23 protein-coding genes are annotated in these 19002 nt (G+C 66.1%); 13 read left to right on the top strand and 10 right to left on the bottom strand.

Annotated elements, in window-relative coordinates; all coding sequences use genetic code 11:
• Positions 1-4 precede the first annotated feature (4 nt).
• Complete coding sequence (locus MYXE_RS17695; RefSeq protein ID WP_085196681.1) at positions 5-481, bottom strand: Rv3235 family protein; 477 nt, start codon at positions 479-481, stop codon at positions 5-7.
• A gap of 273 nt (positions 482-754) precedes the next feature.
• Here MYXE_RS17695 and MYXE_RS17690 point away from each other — a divergent pair, with 273 nt between their 5' ends.
• The 5 genes from MYXE_RS17690 to MYXE_RS17670 all read left to right on the top strand — a co-directional run bounded on the left by MYXE_RS17690 (position 755) and on the right by MYXE_RS17670 (position 6155).
• A complete protein-coding gene (locus MYXE_RS17690; RefSeq protein ID WP_232061848.1) occupies positions 755-2101 on the top strand; it encodes a WS/DGAT/MGAT family O-acyltransferase in 1347 nt (448 codons plus the stop codon).
• Positions 2102-2129: 28 nt separating this feature from the next.
• Positions 2130-3011: a polyphosphate kinase 2 gene (gene ppk2 / locus MYXE_RS17685; RefSeq protein WP_085196677.1), complete on the top strand. Its 882-nt coding sequence runs from the start codon at positions 2130-2132 to the stop codon at positions 3009-3011.
• A gap of 18 nt (positions 3012-3029) precedes the next feature.
• Complete coding sequence (locus MYXE_RS17680; protein ID WP_085196675.1) at positions 3030-3542, top strand: DUF6912 family protein; 513 nt, start codon at positions 3030-3032, stop codon at positions 3540-3542.
• 92 nt (positions 3543-3634) lie between these two features.
• Positions 3635-4780: a ferredoxin reductase gene (locus tag MYXE_RS17675; RefSeq protein WP_085196673.1), complete on the top strand. Its 1146-nt coding sequence runs from the start codon at positions 3635-3637 to the stop codon at positions 4778-4780.
• Between the two features lie 94 nt (positions 4781-4874).
• Positions 4875-6155, top strand: a complete 1281-nt coding sequence (locus MYXE_RS17670; RefSeq protein WP_003920853.1) for a fatty acid desaturase family protein — start codon at positions 4875-4877, stop codon at positions 6153-6155.
• Between the two features lie 40 nt (positions 6156-6195).
• Here MYXE_RS17670 and rsgA read toward each other — a convergent pair whose 3' ends face one another.
• Together rsgA and aroA are read right to left on the bottom strand one after the other, a co-directional pair.
• Positions 6196-7170, bottom strand: a complete 975-nt coding sequence (rsgA, locus tag MYXE_RS17665; RefSeq protein ID WP_003920852.1) for a ribosome small subunit-dependent GTPase A — start codon at positions 7168-7170, stop codon at positions 6196-6198.
• Positions 7167-8465 carry a 3-phosphoshikimate 1-carboxyvinyltransferase gene (aroA, locus tag MYXE_RS17660; RefSeq protein ID WP_003920851.1) on the bottom strand — a complete coding sequence of 433 codons (1299 nt, stop codon included), beginning with the start codon at positions 8463-8465 and terminating at the stop codon, positions 7167-7169. The genes rsgA and aroA overlap by 4 nt, the downstream gene beginning before the upstream one ends.
• 58 nt (positions 8466-8523) lie before the next feature.
• Between aroA and MYXE_RS17655 the strand changes: the two genes are divergently transcribed.
• Positions 8524-9282 (top strand): SOS response-associated peptidase, encoded by a 759-nt coding sequence (locus tag MYXE_RS17655; protein WP_085196767.1) that lies wholly within the window; start codon positions 8524-8526, stop codon positions 9280-9282.
• A gap of 5 nt (positions 9283-9287) precedes the next feature.
• Here MYXE_RS17655 and MYXE_RS17650 read toward each other — a convergent pair whose 3' ends face one another.
• A complete protein-coding gene (locus MYXE_RS17650) occupies positions 9288-10136 on the bottom strand; it encodes an SDR family oxidoreductase (RefSeq protein ID WP_085196671.1) in 849 nt (282 codons plus the stop codon).
• Positions 10137-10453: 317 nt separating this feature from the next.
• Here MYXE_RS17650 and MYXE_RS17645 point away from each other — a divergent pair, with 317 nt between their 5' ends.
• Positions 10454-11122, top strand: a complete 669-nt coding sequence (locus MYXE_RS17645) for a sigma-70 family RNA polymerase sigma factor (RefSeq protein WP_003920848.1) — start codon at positions 10454-10456, stop codon at positions 11120-11122.
• A gap of 38 nt (positions 11123-11160) precedes the next feature.
• On the top strand, positions 11161-11406 hold the full coding sequence (rsrA, locus tag MYXE_RS17640) for a mycothiol system anti-sigma-R factor (RefSeq protein WP_003920847.1): 246 nt from the start codon (positions 11161-11163) through the stop codon (positions 11404-11406).
• Here the strand turns inward: rsrA and MYXE_RS25355 are convergent.
• The gene (locus tag MYXE_RS25355; RefSeq protein ID WP_003920846.1) at positions 11403-11483 is read right to left on the bottom strand and encodes a 50S ribosomal protein bL37; all 81 of its coding nucleotides are present in this window, start codon (positions 11481-11483) and stop codon (positions 11403-11405) included. The genes rsrA and MYXE_RS25355 overlap by 4 nt on opposite strands.
• Before the next feature lie 68 nt (positions 11484-11551).
• Entirely contained in the window at positions 11552-12031 is a 480-nt protein-coding gene (locus MYXE_RS17635; RefSeq protein ID WP_139821178.1) for a hypothetical protein, read from the bottom strand.
• A 262-nt stretch (positions 12032-12293) separates the two neighbouring features.
• Here MYXE_RS17635 and MYXE_RS17630 point away from each other — a divergent pair, with 262 nt between their 5' ends.
• Positions 12294-12509, top strand: a complete 216-nt coding sequence (locus MYXE_RS17630; protein WP_003920844.1) for a biotin/lipoyl-binding carrier protein — start codon at positions 12294-12296, stop codon at positions 12507-12509.
• Positions 12510-12546: 37 nt separating this feature from the next.
• Positions 12547-14046, top strand: coding sequence for a sensor histidine kinase (locus tag MYXE_RS17625; RefSeq protein ID WP_003920843.1), 1500 nt, complete (start codon positions 12547-12549; stop codon positions 14044-14046).
• 58 nt (positions 14047-14104) lie between these two features.
• Here the strand turns inward: MYXE_RS17625 and whiB1 are convergent, their stop codons facing one another.
• Positions 14105-14359, bottom strand: a complete 255-nt coding sequence (whiB1, locus tag MYXE_RS17620; RefSeq protein ID WP_003920841.1) for a transcriptional regulator WhiB1 — start codon at positions 14357-14359, stop codon at positions 14105-14107.
• Between the two features lie 242 nt (positions 14360-14601).
• Positions 14602-15579, bottom strand: coding sequence for a diacylglycerol/lipid kinase family protein (locus MYXE_RS17615; protein WP_085196667.1), 978 nt, complete (start codon positions 15577-15579; stop codon positions 14602-14604).
• Between the two features lie 35 nt (positions 15580-15614).
• On the opposite strand from MYXE_RS17615, the gene MYXE_RS17610 reads away from it, so the two are divergent.
• Positions 15615-16043, top strand: a complete 429-nt coding sequence (locus MYXE_RS17610) for a hypothetical protein (protein ID WP_003920839.1) — start codon at positions 15615-15617, stop codon at positions 16041-16043.
• 62 nt (positions 16044-16105) lie between these two features.
• Here MYXE_RS17610 and MYXE_RS17605 read toward each other — a convergent pair whose 3' ends face one another.
• Together MYXE_RS17605 and MYXE_RS17600 are read right to left on the bottom strand one after the other, a co-directional pair.
• Positions 16106-17203, bottom strand: a complete 1098-nt coding sequence (locus MYXE_RS17605) for an isochorismate synthase (RefSeq protein WP_085196665.1) — start codon at positions 17201-17203, stop codon at positions 16106-16108.
• 12 nt (positions 17204-17215) lie between these two features.
• Positions 17216-17794: an acid phosphatase gene (locus tag MYXE_RS17600; RefSeq protein ID WP_085196663.1), complete on the bottom strand. Its 579-nt coding sequence runs from the start codon at positions 17792-17794 to the stop codon at positions 17216-17218.
• Positions 17795-18048: 254 nt separating this feature from the next.
• On the opposite strand from MYXE_RS17600, the gene MYXE_RS24680 reads away from it, so the two are divergent.
• The gene (locus tag MYXE_RS24680) at positions 18049-18162 is read left to right on the top strand and encodes a uridylate kinase (protein WP_232061641.1); all 114 of its coding nucleotides are present in this window, start codon (positions 18049-18051) and stop codon (positions 18160-18162) included.
• On the top strand, positions 18155-18955 hold the full coding sequence (locus MYXE_RS17595) for a ParA family protein (protein ID WP_085196659.1): 801 nt from the start codon (positions 18155-18157) through the stop codon (positions 18953-18955). Before MYXE_RS24680 ends, MYXE_RS17595 begins: the two co-directional genes overlap by 8 nt.
• Positions 18956-19002: the final 47 nt, after the last annotated feature.

The raw sequence follows: 19002 nt of genomic DNA, 5'->3' as shown, positions 1-19002 counted from the left end.
CCAGTCAACCGATATGCAACGCGACCACCTGCCACTGGTTGTCATCAGCACCAGCCAGTCGTTCCACCCGGCAGGCGATGGCGTGTATCCGGTGGCCCCGGCTGTAGGTGCCGAACACCTCGGCCGCCCTGGGCGGGTTGTGCAGACCGGCGGCTTGCAACCGCAATCGGCGCAGCACCGCCGCCCCATGGCGACTGGTCGCTCCAGGGCCTCGCGCGAGCACCGACTCGGCGAGTCCGGCCGCCAGCAGCGGCCGCAGCTGTGCCGCTGGCCGTCGCCGGTCGATGACCTCGAGCACGCGGCGCAGTGCCGCGTCGGCGAAATCGGCCGCGGTCCGCAACCCCGGTGAGATGACCGGTGTCCGGTGATGTCCGGCTGCTCGACGCGGGGCCCGCGCGCTGGGACGTCGCAGCGCGGTCTGCGAGGCCGGCCTACAGTGCTGGACGTCGCGCGGCGGCGGCTCGTAGTCGACGACGGGCACGACGGCAACACAGCGGTTGAGGTTGACGGTCAATGTGCACCCTCCAGCACTTGGTCGGACAGGAGAAGGGCCTGCTGGAGAGTGGCAGACAGCTGCGGTCATCCTCGCACAACCGACGTTTCCGTGCACCCGCGCTCCACAGCGCCCGGGCTCGCGGTTACGGTGAGCGACAACCGGTAAGCAAATTGCACGAAACACCAAGGGGGGCGGGCTGTGACGCGGTTGTCCACCACGGACGCGTCCTTCTACCGGCTGGAGAACACCGCCACGCCGATGTATGTCGGCTCGCTGTCGATCCTGCGGCGGCCACGCGCCGGGCTGAGCTATGAAACGCTGCTGGAAACCGTCGAGCAGCGGCTGCCGCAGATACCGCGCTACCGCCAAAAAGTCCGCGAAGTGACGATGAACCTGGCCAGGCCGGTCTGGATCGACGACCGCGACTTCGACATCACCTACCACGTTCGGCGCTCGGCGCTGCCGTCGCCGGGCAGTGACGAACAACTGCACGAGCTGATCGCACGGCTGGCCGCGCGGCCGTTGGACAAGTCCCGACCCCTGTGGGAGATGTACCTGGTCGAGGGGCTGACCAAAAACCGCATCGCGCTCTACACCAAGTCGCACCAAGCGCTGATCAACGGCATGAACGCACTGGAGATCGGCCACGTCATCGCCGACCGGACGCGGCATCCGCCGCCGTTACCCGAGGACTTTTGGGTGCCTGGCCGCGAACCCGGCACCACCCGTCTGCTTTTCGGCGCCATCGCAGACTGGTTATCTCGTCCCGGGGCTCAGCTGCAGGCTGTCACCTCCGGTGTCGCGGAGGCGATCACCAATTCGGGTTTGCTGATCGACGTTGGCCGGCGAATGCTCAACTTCGCGCTCACGGTCGCGCGTGGCACTGCGCCCAACAGCCCGCTTAACGCCCCGGTTTCGCGCAGCCGACGGTTCACGGTCGCGCGGGGACGACTCGAGGACTACCGCACGGTGCGGGCGCGCTACGACTGCGACGTCAACGATGTGGTTTTGGCCGTGATCGCCGGCGCTCTGCGTAACTGGCTGCTGTCCCGCGGTGAGGTGGTGGCGCCGACCGCGACCATCCGCGCGATGGCGCCGATGTCGGTCTACCCCGAGGACAAATTCGACGTCCCCGGTCCCGGACAGTCGATTGGCGAGGTAACACCGTTTCTGATCGACTTGCCGGTGGGCGAGAGCAACGCCGTGGTGCGGCTTTCGCAGATCGCCCATGCCACCGAGTCGCACCCGACCGCCGCCAGCCTGGTCGACGCCCGCAGCATCGTCACACTGTCGGGCTTCGCGCCACCTACCTTGCACGCCATGGGTATTCGGGTCGCCACCAGTTTGCCGGCGCGTGTATTCAACCTGCTGATCACCAACGCGCCCGGCGCGCAGTCGCAGATCTATATTGCCGGGGCCAAACTGCTGGAGAGCTACGCCGTTCCGCCGCTGCTGAACAACCAGGTCCTAGCCATCGGCGTGACGTCCTACAACGGCATGCTCTATTTCGGGATCAACGCCGACCGCGAAGCGATGAGTGATGTCGAGGTGCTGCCGTCGCTGCTGACCGAGTCGCTCGAAGAATTGCTGGAAGCCGCAAAGTAATCGGCGCGCACCCCTAGCATCTGCTGGGGTGAGCACACAGCAAGCCAATGGCGCGTCGGCAAAGGCGAAAAAGCGACAAAAGCCCAAGTCTGGAAAAGCTCGGCAACCTAAGATATCCAACAAGGTCTATGAAGCCGAAATGTTCAGGCTGCAAACGGAATTCGTCAAATTGCAGGAGTGGGTGCGACATTCCGGCGCGCGTATCGTGGTGATCTTCGAAGGTCGCGACGCCGCAGGCAAGGGCGGTACGATCAAACGGATCACCGAATACTTGAGTCCCCGGGTGGCGCGCATCGCCGCGCTGCCGGCGCCGAGCGATCGGGAACAAGGACAGTGGTATTACCAGCGATATATCGCCCACCTGCCCGCCAGGGGAGAGATCGTGCTCTTCGACCGCTCCTGGTACAACCGCGCCGGCGTCGAAAAGGTCATGGGCTTTTGCACCCCGAAAGAGCATGCGTTGTTCTTGCGGCAGACACCGATTTTCGAGCAGATGCTCATCGAAGACGGGATCCTGTTGCGCAAATATTGGTTTTCGGTCTCCGACGACGAACAACTGCGCCGATTCAAGAAGCGGTTGCATGATCCTGTGCGGCAATGGAAATTGAGTCCGATGGACTTGGAATCGGTGTATCGGTGGGAGGACTATTCACGCGCCAAAGACGAGATGATGGTGCACACCGACGTCCCGGCCAGTCCTTGGTATGTGGTGGAATCCGATATCAAAAAGCATGCGAGGCTCAATATGATGGCGCATCTGCTGTCGACAATCGACTATCACGAGGTGGCGAAGCCGAAAGTCAAGCTTCCGGCGCGCCCGGTGGTAAGCGGAAACTATCAACGGCCGCCCCGCGACCTGTCGACCTACGTAGACGACTACGTGGCAACGTTGCTCGGTGACCGCGAATAGTCCCGTTACCCTCAGCTGATGCGGCTGTATGTCCCGGCGACGCTGGCGATGCTGCAGCGACTGGTTGCCGACGGCTCGTTGTGGCCCGTCAACGGCACCGCGTTTGCGGTGACCCCGGCGCTCCGCGAATCCTATGCCGAAGGCGACGACGAGGAGCTTGGCGAGGTGGCGCTGCGCGAGGCCGCATTGGCGTCGCTGCGGCTGCTGGCTACCGGCGACGAGGGTTGCGGTGAGTTGCCGCCGCGGCGCGCGGTCGTGGTCGCCGAGGTCGAGGAGGCAGAAGCGGTGGCGCTTCGGCCGGATCTCGACGACGCCGTGGTGCGGCTTGGCGGGCCGGTCGCCCTCGACGATGTCGTCGCGGTGTTCGTCGACAACGCCGCCGCGGAGGCGGCGGTGACCGCTGCGATCGCAGCCATCGACGCGGCCGACCTCGGCGACGAGGATGCCGAACTGGCTGTCGGCGACGCCCAGGACCACGACCTGGCCTGGTATGCCACCCAGGAGTTGCCGTTCCTGCTCGACTTGCTCTGAGCCGCCGTGCTACAGCACCGTAGGTTACGCTACCGTAGGTTTTAACGGGTGGGCGGGAAGCCGCATACCGCACGGTGAGCAGGAGCTTCCTAATGGAACCAACGAGCAAGAAGTACGCAAAGATCACCGCCGACGTCGTCGACACCCAGGAGCCGACCATTGTCGGCGCCGACAAACATCCGGGCTGGAACCTGCTGCGCCGAATCGCCACCCGCATCACGACGCCGCTGTTGCCCGACGACTATTTGCAACTGGCCAATCCGCTGTGGTCGGCACGGGAGTTGCGAGGGCGGGTCGTGAAGGTTCGCCGCGAAACACGCGACTCCGCAACGCTGGTCATCAAACCAGGTTGGGGTTTTCGCTTCGACTATCAGCCCGGTCAGTACATCGGCATCGGACTGCTCGTGGACGGGCGATGGCGGTGGCGGTCGTACTCGCTGACATCAAGCCCGGTCACGGCGTCGCGCACGGTGACGATCACCGTCAAAGCGATGCCCGAGGGCTTCCTGTCCACCCACCTGGTTGAGGGCGTCAGGCCCGGCACGATCGTGCGATTGGCCGAGCCGCAGGGAAATTTCGTGCTCCCCGACCCCGCGCCGCCTGCGATCCTGTTTTTGACCGCGGGCACCGGGATCACGCCGGTGATGTCGATGCTGCGCACGCTGGTTCGGCGCAACCAGGTCACCGACGTCATGCACCTGCATTCAGCACCCACGGCAGCGGAGGTGATGTTCGCGGCGGAACTGGCCGAGCTGGAACGCCAACACGACGGTTACCACCTGCGGTTGCGGGCGACGCGCACCCAGGGCCGGCTCGACCTTGCTCGCCTCGACGACGAGGTGCCCGACTGGCGGGAGCGGCAGACGTGGGCATGCGGGCCCGAAGGCATGCTCACCGCGGCCGAGAAGGCGTGGTCGGCGGCGGGTATCGGCGAGCGGCTGCACCTGGAACGCTTCGCGGTGTCTCGGGCCGCCCCCGCGGGAGCCGGCGGGACCGTCACGTTTGCGCGCAGCGGTCGGACCGCGGTGGCGGACGCGGCGACCTCGTTGATGGACGCTGGAGAGCAGGCGGGGGTGCGGATGCCGTTCGGCTGCCGGATGGGCATCTGCCGGTCGTGCGTCGTACCACTGGTCGACGGCCATGTCCGCGACCTGCGAACCGGTGTTGAACACGAGCCCGGCACCCGGATTCAGACCTGCGTTTCGGCCGCCTCCGGCGACTGCGTGCTCGATATTTAACCGATTCTCAGGCGCTACTCGTTGGTAACCTACGGTTTCGTAGCCTACGATAGCGTAGGTCAACGCTGGCACGACTTTTGCAGAAAGGCGGGGCATGGCCATCACCGACATCGAGGTATTCGCGCACCTCACCGATGCCGATATCGAAAACCTGGCCGTCGAACTTGATGCCATCCGCGCTGACATTGAAGATTCGCGCGGCGAGCGGGACGCCCGCTACATCCGTCGCACCATTGCCGCCCAGCGCGCGCTGGAAGTGGCCGGCCGCGTGCTGCTGGCGGCAAGCTCGCGACGCGCGGCGTGGTGGGCGGGCGCGGTGACGCTGGGCGTGGCCAAGATCGTCGAGAACATGGAGATCGGCCACAACGTGATGCACGGCCAGTGGGATTGGATGAACGATCCCGAGATTCACTCCACGACCTGGGAGTGGGACAACCTGGGCGCCTCCAAGCACTGGCGCTACAACCACAACTTTGTACACCACAAGTACGCCAACATTCTCGGGATGGACGACGACGTCGGCTACGGCATGCTGCGGGTCACCCGAGACCAGCGCTGGAAGCGGCACAACCTGTTCAACCTGGTGTTCAACACGATTCTGGCGATCGGCTTTGAGTGGGGAGTCGGCTTGCAGCACGTGGAGATCGGCAAGATCTTCAAGGGTCGCGCAGCCCCGGAAGAGACGCGGCGCCGGATACGTGAATTCGGGCGCAAAGCGGCTCGACAGCTCGTTAAGGACTATGTCGCGTTCCCGGCGCTGACCTCGCTGTCGCCCGGCGCGACATATATGTCCACGCTGAAAGCCAACGCAACCGCCAACGTGATCCGCAACCTGTGGTCCAACGCGGTGATCTTCTGCGGGCATTTCCCCGACGGGGCCGAGAAATTCACCAAGACCGACATGGTCGGCGAATCCAAGGGCCAGTGGTATCTGCGCCAGCTGCTGGGTAGCGCCAACTTCAACGCCGGACCCGTGATGCGATTCATGAGCGGCAACCTGTGCCACCAGATCGAGCACCACCTGTATCCGGACCTGCCCAGCAACCGGCTCGCCGAGATTTCGCTGCGGGTGCGCGAGGTCTGCGACAAATACGACCTGCCGTACACGACGGGCCCATTCCTGCTGCAATACGCCAAGGCGTGGCGGACCATCGCCAAGCTGTCGCTGCCCGACCGCTACCTGCGCGACACCGCCGACGACGCCCCGGAGACCCGTAGCGAGCGGATGTTCGCCGGTCTCAAGGGCTTCGGCGGCATCGACCCCACCACTGGGCGCCGGCGCGGGCTGAAGACCGCGATCGCGACCGTGCGGGGTTGGCGGCGCAAGAAGCGCGGCAACCCGGCGACGGACGAGCGTGACGAGCTGGCGGCCTGACCGTAGTGCTGCGCGAGCGGACGCGGTTGTCCGCGGTTTCTCAGGGCAGCACGGCCAGCAGCCGCCGGGCGGCGGCGACACGCCGCGCGGCCGGTCCGGTCAGGGAGTCCAGCGCGCATTCCGGGTCGGCGGGTGGACCCATGTGCCCGCAGCTGCGTGGGCAGTCCCGGATCGTCTCGGCCAGGTCGGAAAACGCCAGCAGCACGTCGTCGGGCTCGATGTGGGCCAAGCCGAACGAGCGAATCCCCGGCGTATCGATCACCCAGCCGCCGCCGGGTAACGGCAGCGCCACCGACTGCGTCGAGGTGTGCCGACCCTTGCCGATGTGAGTTACCTCGGCGACGGCCCGATTCGCTTCTGGCACAAGGCGATTGACTAAAGTCGACTTGCCAACTCCGGAATGGCCGAGCAGCACGGTGAGCTTTCCGGCAAGCAGATCCAGCGTCGCATCCAGCGGATCGTCGCGGCCAGCGGCGACCACGGTCAGCTCGAGGTCGGCGAATTGCTCGGCGAACGGCTCGGGGGGCGCGAGGTCGGTTTTGGTCAGGCACAGGATCGGCGTGAGTCCGCCGGCGTAGGCGGCGATGAGGCCCCGGTCAACCAGGCCGGTCCGCGGCGGCGGGTCAGCCAACGACACCACGATCATTAACTGGTCGGCGTTGGCGACGACCACCCGCTCGGTCGGATCGGTGTCATCGGCCGTGCGCCGCAACACAGTTCGGCGTGGTCTGCGGCGGACGATGCGTGCCAGGGTGTCCGGGCGCCCGGACAGATCACCGACCACGTCGACGTCGTCGCCCACCACGATCGGGGTGCGGCCCAGTTCCCGGGCCCGCATGGCGGTGACCCGACGTTCTGGGTCACCGTTGAGCACACATCGCCAGCGGCCGCGGTCGACGCTGACCACCATGGCCTGCCGTGCGTCGGCGTGCTCCGGGCGTATTTTGGTGCGCGGCCGCGAGCCCCGTCCGGAGCGGACCTTGACGTCGGACTCGTCGAAGTCCCCTGGCCTCAAGCGCCAGACCCCTGATCGGCCAGCATGTCGGCCCACAGCCGCGGAAAGTCCGGCAATGTCTTGGCTGTGGTGGCGATGTCGTCCACCTCGACTCCGGCCACCCGCAGACCCACGATCGCGCCCGCCGTCGCCATCCGGTGGTCGGCATACGAGCGCCAGATACCTGGCCGCAGCGGGGTCGCGGTGATCACCAGACCGTGAGGCGTTTGTCGGCAATTTCCGCCCAGGCGGTTGATTTCGGTGCTCAGCGCCGCGAGCCGGTCGGTCTCGTGGCCGCGCAAGTGTGCGATGCCGCTCAGCCTGGACACCGACCCTGGTGCGGCCAGCGCCGCGAGCACCGCTACCACCGGTGTCAACTCACCAACGTCTCGAAGGTCAACGTCGAAGCCGCCGTATACCCGCGGCCCGCGCACCTCGAGATACGAAGCAGTTTGGGTGGCAATGGCATTCAGGTGCCGCAGGATGTCCAAGATGATGTCGGCCGGCTGGATGCTGGCGGCCGGCCAGCCGGTGATTCGCACCGTGCCGCCGGTCACTATGGCCGCGGCGAGGAACGGAAAAGCGTTGGACAGGTCTGGTTCGACGTCCCAGCAGCGGGCTGCCACCCGTCCGCGCCGCACCTGCCATCGGTTCGGCATTGAATCGTCGACGTCGACTCCGGCCTGCCGCAGCATCGCCACCGTCATGGCAATGTGCGGCGAGGACGGCAGCGTCGGACCGGTGTGCTGCACAGTGAGCCCTTCGGTGAACGCGGCCGCGCACAGCAGCAGCCCCGAAACGAACTGCGACGACGCCGAGGCATCGATCGACACCGTGCCGCCAGCGACCGATCCCGTGCCCCGCACTCGAAACGGCAAGCCCGTGCCGTCGACGCCGACACCCAAGCTCCGCAGCGCGTCCAGCAGGGGTGCGATGGGTCGCGCCCGGGCTTGCTCGTCGCCGTCGAATGTGACCGTCGCTTCGCTCAGCGCGGCCAGCGGCGGCACAAACCGCAGCACTGTACCGGCCAGGCCGCAATCGACCTGGGCATTCGGCACCGGGGAAAGCCGGCCACTGACGGTCAGCGTGGCGGCGGGCCCGTCGACGTGCAGGCCGAGTGTGGTCAGCGCGCCGATCATCAGGTCGGTGTCGCGGCTGCGCAGCGCTCCCCGGATGGTCGAAATGCCCTGACCGGTCGCAGCGGCCAGCGCCGAAAGCACCAAGGCGCGGTTGGTCTGCGATTTCGAGCCCGGCACGGTCACGGTCGCATACACCGGTGTGGGTGTATACGGCGCCGTCCATAGCTGGGTGGTCACAGGTCCATCATGGCTTCTCGACGGCAGCGCTGGGCACTAGCCAGGCAGTATGGAAGCCATGTGCGGACGATTCGCGGTGACCACCGACCCGGCAAAGCTTGCTGAGAAGATCAAGGCGATCGACGAGGCCACCGGGTCTCAGGACGCCCGCGCCGCGCCGAACTACAATGTGGCGCCGACCGCGACGATCGCGACCGTCGTGCGTCGTCACGACGAACCCGACGACGAACCCACCCGGCGGGTACGGCTGATGCGGTGGGGGCTGATCCCGCCGTGGGTCAAGCCCGGACCCGACGGCGCGCCCGAATCCAAGGGCCCGCAGCTGATCAACGCCCGCGCCGACAAGGTCACCACCTCACCGGCGTTTCGCGGTGCCGTGAAATCCAAGCGCTGCCTGGTCCCCATGGACGGCTTTTACGAATGGCGCGTGAGCCGTGACTCGAGCAAAAAGGCCCGCAAAACGCCGTATTACATCTACCGCGAGGATGGGGAGCCGCTGTTCATGGCCGGCCTGTGGTCGGTGTGGAAGCCGCAAAAGGACGGGTCACCGCTGCTGACCTGTACGATCATCACCACCGATGCGGTCGGCGAACTCGCCGAGATCCACGACCGCATGCCGCTGGTGGTGCCCGAACGCGACTGGGACCGTTGGCTGGATCCTGACGCCCCGCCGGACCCGCAACTGTTGACGCGTCCGCCGGACGTGCGTGGTATCCGTATGCGCCAGATATCGACGTTGGTCAACAATGTCCGCAACAACGGACCTGACCTGATCGAGCCGGTCGAGCCGCAACCCGAACAGCCAACCCTGCTGTAGACCTCTTACGGCGCACGGTAGCCGGGCGGGTTAGGGGTTTCCACCCACAGGTCGACCTGCAGGTTGCCGCCGGGTGTGCAGTCGTATACCGACAGGTCGGTCACCCCCGCGTCGACCAGCACGTCCTCGCAGAGCAGCGTGTGGCCGGTGAAGTCGGCGGCGGGTTTGTTGAGGATGACGTAGGCCGCGTCGGCATATACCTCGGGCTTGCGTGACCGGGCCATCGCCTCGTCGCCGCCGAACAGGTTCTGCACCGCAGCGGTGGCCACCAGTGTGCGCGGCCACAGCGTGTTGGACGCGATGCCGTCGTCGCGCAGCTCTTCGGCCATGCCCAGCGCGCACAAGGTCATCCCGAACTTGGCCATCATGTACGGCGTCGGCTTGAGCCACTTGGGGTCGAGCAGCACCGGCGGCGACAGCGTCAGGATGTGCGGGTTTTCCCGGCCCATCATGTGCGGGATGCAGGCTTGCGATACCGCGTAGGTGCCGCGCACCTGGATGCCGTTCATCAGGTCGAAGCGCTTCAGCGGCACCTCTTTGATGGACCCCAGATTGATCGCCGACGCGTTGTTGACGCAGATGTCGATACCGCCGAACTGCTCGACGGTCTGCGCGACCGCGGCGGCTACCGCGTCGCCGTCGCGGATGTCGCCGACGATCGGTAGCGCCTTGCCGCCCGCATCCTCGATCTCCTTGGCGGCGGTGTAGATGGTGCCCGGCAGCTTGGGGTGCGGCTCGGCGGTCTTGGCTATCAGCGCGATGTTGGCGCCATCGCGCGCGACCCGCTTGGCGATGGCCAGGCCAATTCCGCGGCTGGCGCCGGAGATGAACATGGTCTTGCCGGTGAGAGACATGGCGTCACACTAACGCCACGCGGATCGGCTTCGACCAGCGGTCGGGATTTGCGTGTTTATCGCCAAATACGACACCGGAAATAGCGGAATGCTTAATGCTGTTGACTCATGCGGTTCATCTGCGGCGCAGCTCGCGGTGGCGGGCGATCCGCGGAGAACAATCTGTCGGTCACAACCTCTAGATTGGGGAGGGGCGTCGGGTGTCAGCAGCGATGAGCCTGCTGGAAAACGAGCAGTCGGCTCGCTGCCTCGAGCGTCAGGTGTCGCTGTGGGGGCTCTTCGGCGGCACCGCGGCAGAAGGGACTGTGCTAACGAAGATGGCCGACAGCGACGACACGACCGGGCAAGACATCGCGGAGGCCGGCAGATCCACTGCGCCGGCCCGATCCGATGAAACAGACGACGAGTTGACGGCGCGTTTTGAACGCGACGCGATTCCCTTGCTGGACCAGCTCTACGGCGGTGCATTACGCCTGACCCGCAATCCGGCCGATGCTGAGGATCTGCTTCAGGAGACCATGGTCAAGGCTTACGCCGGATTCCGGTCGTTCCGCGAGGGCACGAATCTCAAGGCCTGGCTTTACCGCATCCTGACAAACACCTACATCAACAACTACCGCAGGAAGCAGCGGCAGCCCTCGCAGTACCCGACCGAGGAGATCACCGACTGGCAACTTGCCGCCAACGCCGAGCACTCCTCGACTGGCCTGCGCTCAGCGGAGGTCGAAGCTCTCGAGGCGCTCCCCGACACCGAGATCAAGGAAGCGCTGCAGGCGTTGCCTGAAGAATTCCGGATGGCGGTGTACCTGGCCGACGTCGAGGGCTTCCCGTACAAGGAGATCGCCGAGATCATGGATACGCCGATCGGCACGGTGATGTCGCGGCTTCACCGCGGCAGGCGTCAGCTGCGTGGACTGCTGGCCAATGTGGCCAAGGAGCGCGGGTTCATTCGCGGCGATCAGACAGCTGAGGAGGTGTCGTCGTGAGCGACTTCTCCTGCTCCGGTGGAAGCACCGATCCGGACATGTACGCCGACTGTCGGCAAGTGATTGCCGAGATCTGGACCCTGCTTGACGGTGAATGCACTCCAGACGCGAAAAGGAAGCTGCGCCAGCACCTTGAGGCGTGCCCCGAATGTCTACGCCACTACGGGCTCGAGGAGCGGATCAAAGCGCTGATCGCCAAGAAGTGCAAAGGCGAAAAGGCCCCGGAGCATCTTCGCGAGCGGCTGCGCCTGGAGATCAGCCGGACCACGATCATCCGCGGCTAGCCGCCCGCGTTGGGCCGCTTGCCGTGATTGGCCTTGCTGTGCTTGCGGTCGCGCTTCTTGCGGCCACGCTTGGCCATGGATGAACCTCCTTGCGGTATGCCTTGTGGCCTAGTCTTTCACGGCGTCGGGCTCGGTCGGCGCTCGGCTATACCACCGGGCTGGTCTGTGCCGGGGTTTGCGGGGTGGGGTAGCCGCTGGTGCCCGGTGACAGCAAGCCCGGGTAACCGCCCGCGTCCGGCGACGGCGTGGTGGGGTAACCGCCGCCGCCCGGCAACAACGTGCCAGGGTAGGTGCCAACGCCCGGCGATAGGGGGCTGGGGTAGGTGCCAACGCCCGGCGACAGGGGGCTGGCGGGGGAGGTTTCGGGCACCAGCGAACCGGCACCGGGCAGCACCGAATTCAACAGAGAATTGAGGACCCCGAAGATCGCGTTGGCGGCGTTTACCGCAGCGGTCGGGTCGGGCGCGGGAGTGGGAGCCGGATCGTCGACGAGCGTGGGCGGGGGAGAGGCAGCGGCAACTCCGCTGCCGAACGCGATCACTCCAGCGGTGGCCAGCACCAGGCCTGCTCCGGCGGCGACGCGGCCTACCGGGGTGCGCCGGTTCGGAGACGTGTTCAGGGACATCCGGATACTCCTCACTCCTGAGGCACGGAATGTGCTTCGGACACAGAAATCACTTTGGTAACGATTCTGCTCAAGAATCACAGTCGGAACACGACACGATCACGGATCGAACTCTATAGATTCGCTTATTAACCTTCGAGATTGCTTACTCTCGCGGTGCCGTCGGCGCGCGGCCCACTCACCGCTCTAACGACGACTGAGTGTGGTTCGATGGAGCGGCAAGACTGCGCAAACCATCGGCTAAGTGGCGAACGGGGTGATGATGGCCGAGGACGTCCGGGCGGAGATCGTGGCCAGCGTGCTGGAAGTCATGGTCAACGAGGGCGATCAAATCGGCGAGGGGGACACCCTGGTACTGCTGGAGTCGATGAAGATGGAGATTCCGGTTCTGGCGGAAGTGGCCGGCACGGTGAGCAAAGTCAGCGTGGCGGTCGGCGACGTCATCCAGGCCGGGGACCTCATCGCGGTGATCAGTTAAGCGTTGACGCCGTCATAATTGGTGCCGGGAATTATCGATGTCGACTCTCGGTGACCTGCTTGCCGAACACACCGTTTTGCCGGGCAATGCCGTCGACCACCTGCACGCGGTCGTGGGCGAGTGGCAGCTGCTGGCCGACTTGTCGTTCGCGGATTACCTGATGTGGGTGCGTCGTGACGACGGCGCACTGGTGTGCGTCGCGCAATGCCGGCCCAACACCGCACCGACGGTGTTGCTGACCGACACGGTAGGCACGGTGGTTTCCGCCGACCAGCTTCCGTTGGTCGCCGCGGCGTTTACCTCCGGCACCATCGGGCGGGAACGCGATGCGGGACAATATTTTTCGTGGCAGCAGCGGGGTCTTAACGTCGAAGCGGTGCCGGTGCGATACGGCGAGCAAGTGGTGGCGGTGCTCACGCACCAAACGGCTCTGGCGGCCAACCGCCAGTCCAGCCCGCTAGAGACCGCGTATTTGGACTGCGCCGCCCATCTCGTCCACATGCTCTCCGAGGGAACGTTTCCCAACGTGGGCGACGTCGCGATGGCGCGCTCCAGCCCGCGAGCCGGTGACGGCTTCATCCGCCTCGACAACGATGGCGTCGTGTCCTATGCCAGCCCCAACGCGTTGTCGGCCTATCACCGAATGGGGTTGACGTCAGAGTTGGAGGGCCACAACCTTATTGAGGTCACCCGTCCCCTGATTTCCGATCCGTTCGAGGCGCATGAACTGGCCGAGCACGTGCGTGATTCGTTGGCCGGCGGTGCGAGCATGCGGATTGAGGTCGACGCCGGCGGCGCCACTGTGCTGCTGCGGACGCTGCCGCTGGTGGTGCACGGCTCCGCCGCCGGCGCCGCGGTGCTAATCCGCGACGTCACCGAGGTCAAGCGCCGCGACCGCGCGCTGATGTCCAAGGACGCCACCATCCGCGAGATCCACCACCGGGTCAAGAACAACCTGCAGACCGTGGCCGCACTGCTGCGGCTGCAGGCACGCCGCACCACCAACCCGGAGGGGCGCGAAGCGCTGCTCGAGTCGGTGCGGCGAGTCTCGTCGATCGCGCTGGTGCACGACGCGCTGTCGATGTCGGTGGACGAGCAGGTCAACCTCGACGAGGTGATCGACCGGATCCTGCCCATCATGAACGACGTAGCCAGCGTCGACACCCCGATCCGGGTCAACCGGGTGGGCGCACTGGGCGTGTTGGATTCCGATCGCGCCACCGCGCTGATCATGGTCATCACCGAACTGGTGCAAAACGCGATCGAGCACGCCTTCGACCCCGAGGCCGCTCAGGGATGTGTGACGATCCATGCCGAGCGCTCGGCGCGCTGGCTAGACGTGGTGGTCCACGACAACGGCCGGGGCCTGCCGGATGGGTTCAGCCTGGAAGCGTCGGATCGGCTGGGCTTGCAGATCGTGCGGACGCTGGTGTCGGCGGAGCTTGACGGCTCGCTGCACATGCAGGCCGCGGCCACTGGGGGCACTGAGGTGGTGTTGCGGGTCCCGATTGGTCGGCGCGCCCGGCCGGCGCAATAGCTCGCACGCAGTATTGCGGCCCCGACAAATTGTCGAGGCCGCAATACCGGAAACTCCGTCAGACTCCGGTGCGTGCTTTCGTCCGGGCGTTGCGGCGCTTGAGCGCGCGCCGCTCGTCTTCACTCATTCCGCCCCACACGCCCGAGTCCTGGCCAGTTTCCAGCGCCCAGGTGAGACACTCTGTGGTCACCGGGCACCGGCTACAGACCAGTTTCGCGTCAGCGATCTGCGCGAGTGCCGGCCCGCTGTTCCCCACCGGAAAGAACAGCTCCGGGTCCTCGTCGCGACAGACCGCCTTGTGGCGCCAATCCATACGTTGTTACTCCTCACTATGTGCGCAGCAGTGCGCACAGGTGTTTTTCTTCGGCTGTTAACGCGGGCACAAGAATGTTTCCGTACCGTTGCACGCGATCGTTTGATCGTTTCATAGGCTCAACAGATGTCAATAGTGCACGTCAGCACGTGGGCAATCTCACTTTGGCGATCTGTTAGCCCAAGCCACACCCATTTGTACTACACTCTCCCCGCATTTGCGCCGTCCGTGCGCCGGCCAGCTTATTTCCGCAGCTCAGAGCGGGCTTTAGCGGGTGGGGCGACAACTGCCAGCGCGTCGGGGACGGAGCGGAATGTCATGTGCTCCCGCAGCCCCAGATAGTCCCCGTCGAATTGGCTGGCGATCGGCGGGCCGGTGCAGGTGACCTCCAGGCATGGGGCGTCGTCGTCGCGAATGAGCTGTTTGGCCTGCAGCTTTGGTCGTTTCGACAGCATCTGGCGCAGGAGTCGTAGTGTCGGGATCACCTTCATGCTGGTGAGGCCGAACACCCCGAGGCCGGATTCGAATGTGCAGCCCGGGTTGGTCCACAGCGGGCGGTTGTTGCTATAGGTCCACGGATTGGTGTTGGTGACCCAGACGAAGTGCACGCCGGGGATGGGGTCGCGGCCGGGTAGTCGCAGCGTCAAGGTGGGCTCACGGCGGGCGTAGGCCACTGTGGTGGGCACCGCCACGCGCCAATACCGCAGCGGTGTGACCTTGACCCCCTTCTCGCGCTGGGCCTCGACAGCGGCCACCACCTCGGCGTCGACGCCCATACCGGCGTTGAGCACGGCCCACCGCTCGCCGCAGTCAATCACCCCGATCCGGCGCCAGTTGTGCTGGTGTCCATACTCGTCGAGTAGCCCTATGAGTTGGTTGGTGGCAATGATCGGGTCCGGCGAAATCCCCAGTGACCGGGCCGCCACGTTCGCCGATCCACCCGGAACCACTGCCAGCGCGGGGATATGGCCGGTCGGCAACTGGCCTGGACGGCCAAGCAAGCCGTTGACCACGTTGCTCACCGTGCCGTCACCACCGTGCACGACCACCACGTCGACTCCGGCTTCGGCGGCGGCCTGCGCGATCTCGCCGCCATGACCGCGGTGAGTGGTGTGCTCGATGGTCAGCTGAAGACGGCTCCGCAGCGCGTGCGCCAACAAGTCGCGCCCAGCCGGGGTGGTCGAGGTGGCCGTGGGATTGACGATCAGCACCGCGCGCATGGGGAGTCAGCCTACTGGCTGGCTACGCTGACGCTGTGACATCACGCGCCCCAGCTACCGTGCGTGGCGCGGGCCTGATCGTTGCCGTGCAAGGCGCGGCGGGCTTGGCCGTGGCCGCGGTTCTGGTGGTGCGGGCCCTCGCCGGTGCAGACCAGCACGTCGTCAACGGTTTTGGCACCGCGGTGTGGTTTGTTCTCCTCGGTGGCGGTGTGCTGTCGGCTGGATGGGCGCTGCTGCACGGCAAGCGTTGGGGTCGCGGCTTCGCGGTGTTCGTTCAGTTGTTGCTGCTGCCGGTGGCCTGGTATCTCGGGGTGGGCTCGCACCGGCCGCTGTTCGGAATCCCGGTCGCGGTCATCGCGGTGACGGCGTTGGTGTTGCTGTTTAGCCCGTCTGCGCTGCGGTGGGCGACCGGCAGTCGGCGTGATTCGGCCGACACCGCCGACTGCGAACCCGAGGCACGCTAGCCCAAGGCCTCGATGGGCGCCGGGATCATCGCGGCGGTGTCGCCTCGTGGCGGGGCCGGTGGTCAATGCTGGACTCCCAGCGCGGCTAGGATGGTCGCGAATTTCGTTGTGGTCTCGTCGACTTCGTCGTCGGGGTCGGATTCAGCGACGATGCCTCCGCCCGCATGGGCGAGGACGCCGCGGCGATCGGCAGACAGCTGCGCGCCGCGAATCGACACTACCCAGCGCCCGTCGCCGCGTCCGTCACACCAGCCCACAGCCCCGGCATAGAAACCGCGGTCCCCTTCCAGCGTGGTGATCAGCTCGCATGCCTGCTTGGTCGGTACACCGCCGACCGCAGGTGTTGGATGCAATGCCAACGCCAAATCTATTGCGGTGGTTGAGCTATCGCGCAACCGCCCGCTGATCGGGGTACTCAGATGCCATACCGTCGCGGTGCGACGAAGCTGAGGGGACGGCGCGATTGTCAGGTCGTCGCACAACGGCTGCAGCGCGGCGCGCATGGAGTCGACCACCAGCTGGTGTTCGTGACGGTTCTTGGCCGAACTAGCCAATGCGGCGCCGGCGGCTTCGTCTAGTCGGGGATCGGCGGCACGCGGCGCGGATCCCGCGAACGGGCGGCAGGTTATCCGGTCGCCGTCGCGGGCGACCAGCAGTTCCGGGCTGGCGCCCACTAGCGTCGCACCCGAGGATCGACCGCCGCCCGGTGTCAAATCGACGAGGTAGCCGTAGGTGGCCGGGTCGGCAGCGACCAGCCGGCGCAGGATCGCCCGGGCGTCCAGTGGTGCGTCGGCGACCAGTTGCAACGCGCGGGCCAGCACCACCTTGCTCAGCGTGCTGCCCGGTGCGGCGATCCGGTTTCGTGCCTGCTGCACGGGGGTGCGGTGCTGCTCAGGAGACGGGATCGCGGCGGCGACGCGCACCGCCGGCAGCGGACCGCTCGGCCAGTCGGGCAGCGTCTCGGCGTGCCGCACTGCCCGGGGCACTATCAACGCAGCGGGTTGGCTGATGTCAAATGGCAACGCGCCCAGCACTATTGGTGTATGGCCAGCGCGCAGCGCGGCCTGTGCGGCGAACACGTCCGAGAAGCGGCGTTCGACCCCGTCGGCGATGAGCACACCGCTCGGCCCGCTTAGCACGAACGGCGGCTGGCTATCCATGTGGATTGCTGCTCAGCCTAGGCGCGCCAGCTGGCGCGCTCGGTGTTCGAAACCGCATACCGCGACAGAGCCGGCGGCCATTGCAAATCGGAGGCCCTCGCCCACCGGCAGCTCGAGCCAGCGAGCGATCACCGCGCGCGAGAAGTGGCCGTGCCCGACGAAAACCACATCGTGAGATGCCATGTGCCGCAACGCTAATGCGACAGCCTCATCAGCTCGGTCGCTGACCTGCGCGACGCTTTCGCCGTCCGGTGCGCCCTGCGTCCAGATCAACCAGTCGGGATGCGACTTGCGGATCTGCGCCGTCGTCAGACCCTCGAAGGAGCCGTAGTCCCATTCGGCGAGCAATTCGGTCACCTCGTCGACCGCAAGACCCGCCAACTCGGCGGTGACCAGGGCGCGCCGTCGTGGGCTGCTGAAAACGACCGCGTCGTCGAGGCCAAGGTGGCCGAGGGTCTCGCTGAGGGCCTGCGCCCGTTTGCGGCCGGTGTCGGTCAGCTCGAGGTCGGTGCGACCGGTGTGCTGGCCAGACTTCGACCATTCGGTCTCGCCGTGACGCAGTAGCACCAGTCGATGGTCCTCGATGCCCATGCAGACCGATTGTGCCTGAGAGTCGCTGCGATCGCCGCGCGGGCATGGCGGGGAAGGTGCCAGGATGGCGCGTATAGCCCGCCGGCGACGATGCAGAGCGAAGCGATGAGGAGGAGCGGCGCGTATGGCTGACGCCGGCGACGATGCAGAGCGAAGCGCAGAGCGAAGCGATGAGGAGGAGCGGCGCCGATGGCTGACGCCGGCGACGATGCAGAGCGAAGCGCAGAGCGAAGCGATGAGGAGGAGCGGCGCCGATGGCTGACGCCGGCGACGATGCAGAGCGAAGCGATGAGGAGGAGCGGCGCCGATGGCTGACGCCGGCGACGATGCAGAGCGAAGCGATGAGGAGGAGCGGCGCCAATGACTGACACCCGGGTGCTGGCGGTCGCGAATCAGAAGGGCGGGGTTGCCAAGACGACGACGGTGGCCTCATTGGGGGCGGCGATGGTCGACGAAGACCGCCGAGTGCTGCTTGTCGATCTCGATCCCCAAGGCTGCCTGACGTTTTCGCTCGGCCACGATCCCGACAAGTTGCCGGTATCCGTGCATGAGGTGCTGCTTGGTGAAGTGGAACCCGACGCGGTGCTGGTCAGCACCGCGGAGGGAATGACATTGTTGCCCTCGAATATCGATCTCGCCGGCGCCGAGGCGATGCTGCTGATGCGGGCGGGCCGCGAGTATGCGCTGAAACGCGCGCTGGACAAGCTCAGCGGGCGGTTCGACGTGGTCATCGTCGACTGCCCGCCGTCGCTGGGAGTGCTCACGCTCAACGGGCTCACCGCGGCCGACGAGGTGATCGTGCCGCTGCAGTGCGAGACGCTGGCGCATCGCGGTGTCGGGCAGTTCCTGCGCACCGTCGCCGACGTCCAACAGATCACAAATCCGCGGCTGCGTCTGCTGGGGGCGTTGCCGACGCTGTATGACTCGCGCACCGTCCACAGCCGCGACGTGCTGCTCGACGTCGCCGACCGATACGACCTGCCGGTGCTGGCTCCGCCGATCCCCCGGACGGTGCGCTTCGCTGAGGCCAGCGCCTCCGGGTCGTCGGTGATGGCCGCACGCAAGAATAAGGGCGCTTCGGCTTACCGGGAGTTGGCTCGTGCCCTGCTCAAGCATTGGAAATCCGGCAAACCGCTGCCGACGTTCACCCCAGAGCCGTAGCGCGAGAAGACGCAAAGTTACCGAAAAACCAGCGATTTCAGGGGATT

Origin of the sequence: Mycobacterium xenopi, from assembly GCF_009936235.1 — a bacterium.
Taxonomy (GTDB): domain Bacteria; phylum Actinomycetota; class Actinomycetes; order Mycobacteriales; family Mycobacteriaceae; genus Mycobacterium; species Mycobacterium xenopi.
This window is presented reverse-complemented; position numbering and strand designations above follow the sequence as displayed.